This window comes from Paenibacillus barengoltzii NBRC 101215, assembly GCF_004000745.1.
In the GTDB taxonomy this organism is placed as follows: domain Bacteria; phylum Bacillota; class Bacilli; order Paenibacillales; family Paenibacillaceae; genus Fontibacillus; species Fontibacillus barengoltzii.
In genome coordinates, this window is sequence record NZ_BILV01000128.1 from 1 (window position 1) to 5839 (window position 5839).

Sequence of the window (5839 nt, forward strand, 5' to 3'; positions counted from 1 at the left end):
CAGTGTCTTTTCTTTAGTCAAGACCTTTTTTCTAAAATCATCATCGGAAGGTCTTGTCCAGCTTGTCCTCTCGGAGAAGCGATTTATAATGTACCACAGAAATTGAAGCTCCGTCAACTCCTAGATCATGGTTAATTTTAGGCCAACCAACAGCGCGACGCCGGGAAGTCCAAGAACCAATACCGTGCTTAACGTCACCGGATTTAACGGGATATACACTTCGGTTAATAAACCGGAGAAATTAATCACATAAAGGCCAAGCGCCGCAAGCACAACATGTAACCCCAAACGGGAAAGCCATGCTAAACCGATCTTACGCGAAAATAAAATGTACAGTAACAATGCCGATGACACAACTAACGTACCGATCAGTACCAGCTTCATTTTCACTCACCTCATAATCAAATGGTCTTGAGCTTAGCCAAAATATGAACCATTCCGAAAGGCATCCCAATCGACCTTTGCCTGCTTCGCCGCCTTCAGTTGAATTTGATACCTGCGTTCAGCCGCCTCCAGGGTGTAGATCGCCACGTCCACTTCATCATGCCCTACCGCCTCCTGAAAAGCGATGCTGGCCCGCTCCCACTCTTTTAATGCGTTGATCACTTCTTCATACAGTTCTCGCTTATATGCCATCGCATCTTTCCTGTGAGCCAGGTTCGAGCGCCCTACTCCCCAGCGCTTCAAGATCTTCAAGCCAATCGCCTCCCCATCCGTTTTTTACTTCATGTGTATCGGGGAAAGGACAAACTTAGAACCTTCGCATCGTCGAAAAAAGCAAAAAGAACCTTAAGCCCCAACGGAATTCAGGGCTTAAAGTTCTTTCGTTTCAAGCGATAGAAAAAAGACTAATTAATTTCTCGGCGTCCTTCTAACGCCTTGGATAATGTCACTTCATCCGCATACTCCAAGTCGCCGCCGACCGGCAACCCGTGGGCAATCCGGGTGACGCGGATGTCAAAGGGCTTCACAAGACGGGAGATATACATCGCCGTCGCTTCCCCTTCAATGTTCGGGTTAGTTGCCAAGATAAGCTCCTTCACTCGTTCATCACTTAAGCGATTCAGCAGCTCCTTCAGCCGGATATCATCCGGACCCAGGCCTTCCATCGGCGAGATTGCCCCTTGCAGCACATGATAGTAGCCATCAAACTCCTTCGTCCGCTCCATGGCGACCAGGTCCTTAGATTCCTGCACAACGCAAATCACGGAAGCGTCCCGCGTCTTATCCTGACAAATCCGGCACGGATCCGTATCCGTGATGTTACAGCAGATAGAGCAGTAATGAAGGTTCCGCTTCACGCTGACCAGCGCTTTAGCGAAATCAATGACATCATCTTCCTTCATGTTCAGCACATGAAAGGCCAATCTGGCTGCCGTCTTCGGCCCAATACCAGGCAAATGAGTAAAAGCATCGATCAGCTTCGCGATCGGTTCGGGATAATACAATGGGGCCTTCTCCTTCAGTTCCTAGAATTAGAACAGGCCTGGAATTTTGATTCCGCCTGTAAATTTGCCCATATCTTGGTTTGCCAATTCTTCCGCCTTCGTCAAAGCGTCATTCACCGCAGTCAACACCAAGTCTTGCAGCATTTCCACGTCGTCCGGATCTACTGCTTCCGGTTTGATCGTCAGGTTCAGTACTTTTTTGTGACCGTTCACCTGCACGGTAACGACTCCGCCGCCCGCACTGCCTTCTACGGTTTTGTTGGCCAGTTCTTCCTGTGCTTTGAGCATTTGCTCCTGCATTTTTTTCACTTGTTTCATCATTTGATTCATATTGTTCATCTGCTTCACATCTCCTTAATTTGGTCTACATGCACATCATGCAATAATTGGAAAAATATAACCACAATCTGGTGCCTATCCCAAGCCATTCGTTGGGTTATTCCTTGATGACGACCAGATCATCCCCAAACATATTTAGCGCTTCGTCCACCCAAGGTTCCTTCCCGGATCCAGACGCGCCTTCCTCCAGCGGATGCTCCAGCTCGAACGGTTCACCGTCTGACCGTTCGCCCGCCCCTTGCAGCGCATCGTTCCAATCCTTCAGCATCATGGTGACCAAGTGATACGGTCTGCCCAGTTGACGCTCCAGGACCGCTTCAATGACTTGTTTATTGGCCGGCTTCTCGGTGGTCTCCCGGTGAATATCATTCTTAAACGCCACCAGCACATTATCCTCCAGAATGGATACAGGCTCTCCGTTCACGAACCACGCATGGACTGTAATTTTAGCATCCTTGACAGCCTGGAGTACTTGATTCCATTTTTGCTGGATGTCAAAGAACTCCGGACTATTGCGGTTGGCTAGATAATGATCCATCCCTGCGGGGATTTTGGCTTTCGAGGCGACGCGCGGCGCAGGGCTTCGCGATGGACGATGGCCTCCAGCCCCCGCTCCCGAGGCGGAACCACCGGCGGCAAGCCCGCCTTGCAACGCTCGCTCCAGCTTCGCCTCCAAGTCTGCAAGCTGGCGCCGCAGTTGTTGGACCTCAGCAGCATCAGCGGATGCTCCGCCTCCCGTTCCAGCACTGCGAGCCCCTGCTGGGTGCTCTTCGGCGCCGTCTTTGCCAAACGTACAGATCTTCAACAGAGCAACCTCAAACAAGGTTTGGGGCTGCACGGCATATTTCATTTCGGTCTGATAGTGGTTCAGCGTATCGATGATTCGGAACAACTGCGATTTGGAGAAGCCCTCGGCAATCTCCGCAAAATCCTGTGGATCCAGCACACGTTCCGTCAACTTGTCCGCTTGCGGCACCATTTTGACCATCAGCAAGTCACGGAAATAGTAAAGCAGGTTCTCCATGCACTTGTCTGCGCTTTTGCCTTCCTGCATGAAGCCGTCAATCATCTGCAGCATCCCGCCGATATCGCCGTCAAGCAGCGTTTTGGCCAGCTCTGCAAACTGCCGGGAGGCGATGCCGCCGGTCATGTCCAGCACCTGCTGATAAGAGACCTTGCGCCCCGAGAAGGAAGCAATTTGATCCAAGATGCTTAACGCATCCCGCATCCCGCCGTCAGACAATCGGGCGATATACTCGATGGCTTCCTTCTCCGCTTCGATGCCTTCTTGCTCACAGATCATCTGCAGCCGTTCGCTTTGCTCTTCCAACGATACCCGGCGGAAGTCAAAACGCTGACAACGCGATATCACCGTAGCCGGCAAACGATGCGGTTCAGTGGTTGCCAGAATAAACATGACGTGTGGAGGCGGCTCCTCCAAAGTCTTCAGCAACGCGTTAAACGCTTCCGTCGTTAACATATGGACTTCATCGATAATATAAACTTTCTGCCGCACTTCCGTAGGGGCATATTTCACTTTCTCGCGCAAATCGCGGATTTCTTCAACCCCCCGGTTGGAAGCGGCGTCAATCTCAAGTACATCCATGACAGCACCGGCCGTGATTCTCCGGCATGCATCACACTCGTTGCAGGGTTCTGCTGCGGGTCCTTTTTCACAGTTGACCGCCTTGGCCAAAATTTTGGCCGCACTGGTCTTCCCGGTTCCACGCGGACCGCTGAACAAATAAGCGTGCGACAGCCGCTGTTCACGGATCGCATTCTGCAATGTGCGAATGATATGCTGCTGCCCCACCATGTCTTGAAACGACTGCGGCCGCCAAGCCCGGTACAGCGCAATATGCTCCATTCTGCGGCACCTCTTTCTTTCCTTAAACGACGGTTGTCGTTCCCTTATTATACTATAGCCTTTTGGTCTATGTACAAAAAAAACACCCCTGTCCGCAGACAAAGATGTATTCTGATCCAATATGTACCGTGCACCTGTTATCGATCATTGCGATCCGAGCGGCACCTTTACGGCAAGACTCGGGACAGGCTGCCCTCCGGCACAGGAGTAGGACTGCTTATGGCTGCTTCCTTCCGGACCTGACCAGGTTCACAGGTACTCCTTGCGGAGGACCCGTCCGTCAACGTCTGCCGTAAAGACCGGCCTCACATCGGCAAGACCTCTAACAGGACTTCAACCTCGCTATAGCGGATTGCGAGTTACAGGGCACCGCTACCTCCCCATCTAGCACGGTGAAACTAAGTATAGCTCATGCCTGTCTAAAATGCAACCGGAGGGAAGAAGTTGGCGGATTTGCCTTGCTTATGCCTCGACTATCACTGAGTTGTGCGCGCTCTCTCATGCAACTCTAGTTATATTTTGCTATATTAATAGAATAAGGAAATGGGAAAATTGAAGTGAGTGAGAGAGGGGAAACAAATGAAAATAATTGGGAAGCTCTTGCTGAGCATCGCCCTGCTAGCTGGCGGCTTGGTCGGCTTGCAATCATCCCGGGTTGAAGCGGCATCCCCGGTTCGAATTTTGCTGGACGGATACCCGCTGGATTTTGCAGGTGAACCCATGATTGTAAACGGCACGACGCTGGTTCCATTCCGCTCCATATCCGAAGCGCTTGGCATCAACGTCACTTGGAACCAAGCTTCCAAAACGATTACTGCGATTAAAGGCACAGGCGCTGAAGCTATTCATGTTCAGTTAACGCTGAACAACAAAACGGCCAAAGTGAACAGCACCTCCGTGCCACTGGCAGTTGCGCCCCGGTCCGTTGGAGGCAATACCCTGATTCCGCTTAGCTTCTTCAGTCAGCAGTTTGGGGCCCAGGTCGGGTGGGACCAAGCTTCTCGGACCGTATCCATCGCCTCCCCGCAAAAACGGATGTATACGCTGGGGTTCTATGCTATTTCCTCCTTCTCAGATGTTGGAATGATTCCGAGTCTGGACGCTGTTGCTTTCGGCTGGAGCCGGATCAACGAGAAAGGAGAGTTTACGCAAACGGGGGATGTGTTTAGACTTCCGCAACCCGCGGGCAACGTGACGGCAGATAGCCTCGTAAATGAAGCGGCATCGGCACGTACCTTGCCTTATTTGATGGTCTTCGCCAGCGATGGAAAAGGCGAATTGACCCGGATCTTGGAGGATCCAGCCCTACAGCAGCAGGCGATAACCGATATGGTGAATGCTGCTACTGCGAAGTCATTTCAAGGGATTATGCTCGATTTCGAGGGGCTTGGCTTAACGACAGAGAAGACGGCAACGCGGCAAGCTTTTAACAACTTCGTCAAAGAATTGTCAAAACAAACCCGGGCGGCTGGCCTCAAGTTGTCCTTGGCGCTTCACCCGCTGAACTCATCCTATCAAGGTTATGACTACAAAACGCTGGGAGCGCTGACGGACGAAATCGTGATCATGGCTTACGATTATCTCCAAGGAAACAATAGCGGCCGGCCGCAACCCGCAGACAAAGTGGACGAAGCGATCCGCCTGGCTCTGAAAGAGACAAGCGCCAGCAAGCTGCTCCTGGGGCTAAATATGGACAGCGAGGACCAGAACACCGTCAAAACGCTGATCGGACTGGCGAAACGCTATGATCTGAAGGGCATCGCCCTATGGCGCCTCGGCATCATCAAGAGCGAAGAATGGAATGGTTTGAAGGAAACTGTGGAGTTTAAGAAGTAAGTTATTCCTCATTAGGCAGGTTGGAGATGAAGAGCGGACCGTTGTCGGCTATCGTCTCCGACCTTTTTTTAGTTTGTACGCTCGTCGCCACCCCCGGTCACAATCACCAACCGGCTGATTATACGCCACCTTCCGTCATCCGATCTCTATCGCAACAGTGAACCAGCCAAAAGGTACACCGCGCCGCCCCTGACCACCGCTCCCAGATCACACATTGCCCCGATTAGATGCAAAAGTACAGTTCATTTCGCCAATTTCGCGCCATTTTGCCGTTTTAACTGCAAAAGTGCAGTCCATTTCCGCCTTCTGCGGCCAAATCGCCGCTATGCCGCCTTTTTGAACTGCACTT

General features: G+C 51.7%; 6 protein-coding genes and 1 other RNA gene. 1 reads left to right on the forward strand and 6 read right to left on the reverse strand.

Features of this window, described 5'->3' with window-relative positions:
* Positions 1-120 precede the first annotated feature (120 nt).
* The 6 genes from PBA01S_RS22235 to ffs form a co-directional block, all read right to left on the reverse strand.
* Complete coding sequence (locus PBA01S_RS22235) at positions 121-384, reverse strand: pro-sigmaK processing inhibitor BofA family protein (protein ID WP_016314602.1); 264 nt, start codon at positions 382-384, stop codon at positions 121-123.
* A gap of 33 nt (positions 385-417) precedes the next feature.
* The gene (locus tag PBA01S_RS22240; RefSeq protein ID WP_051135041.1) at positions 418-636 is read right to left on the reverse strand and encodes a hypothetical protein; all 219 of its coding nucleotides are present in this window, start codon (positions 634-636) and stop codon (positions 418-420) included.
* 212 nt (positions 637-848) lie between these two features.
* Positions 849-1448 carry a recombination mediator RecR gene (gene recR / locus PBA01S_RS22245; RefSeq protein WP_016314604.1) on the reverse strand — a complete coding sequence of 200 codons (600 nt, stop codon included), beginning with the start codon at positions 1446-1448 and terminating at the stop codon, positions 849-851.
* Between the two features lie 27 nt (positions 1449-1475).
* Positions 1476-1787, reverse strand: coding sequence for a YbaB/EbfC family nucleoid-associated protein (locus PBA01S_RS22250; protein ID WP_009226830.1), 312 nt, complete (start codon positions 1785-1787; stop codon positions 1476-1478).
* A 97-nt stretch (positions 1788-1884) separates the two neighbouring features.
* Positions 1885-3654 carry a DNA polymerase III subunit gamma/tau gene (dnaX, locus tag PBA01S_RS22255; protein WP_028539106.1) on the reverse strand — a complete coding sequence of 590 codons (1770 nt, stop codon included), beginning with the start codon at positions 3652-3654 and terminating at the stop codon, positions 1885-1887.
* Positions 3655-3780: 126 nt separating this feature from the next.
* Positions 3781-4047: signal recognition particle sRNA large type (gene ffs, locus PBA01S_RS22260), an RNA gene on the reverse strand.
* A 186-nt stretch (positions 4048-4233) separates the two neighbouring features.
* Between ffs and PBA01S_RS22265 the strand changes: the two genes are divergently transcribed.
* Complete coding sequence (locus PBA01S_RS22265; RefSeq protein WP_085279340.1) at positions 4234-5490, forward strand: stalk domain-containing protein; 1257 nt, start codon at positions 4234-4236, stop codon at positions 5488-5490.
* Positions 5491-5839: the final 349 nt, after the last annotated feature.

Excerpts from the sequence above, each read along its gene's own strand:
- PBA01S_RS22265 (WP_085279340.1), top strand. The coding sequence starts at position 4,234 with ATGAAAATAATTGGGAAGCTCTTGCTGAGCATCGCCCTGCTAGCTGGC.
- PBA01S_RS22235 (WP_016314602.1), bottom strand. The coding sequence starts at position 384 with ATGAAGCTGGTACTGATCGGTACGTTAGTTGTGTCATCGGCATTGTTA.
- PBA01S_RS22240 (WP_051135041.1), bottom strand. The coding sequence starts at position 636 with ATGGCATATAAGCGAGAACTGTATGAAGAAGTGATCAACGCATTAAAA.
- PBA01S_RS22250 (WP_009226830.1), bottom strand. The coding sequence starts at position 1,787 with ATGAACAATATGAATCAAATGATGAAACAAGTGAAAAAAATGCAGGAG.
- dnaX (WP_028539106.1), bottom strand. The coding sequence starts at position 3,654 with ATGGAGCATATTGCGCTGTACCGGGCTTGGCGGCCGCAGTCGTTTCAA.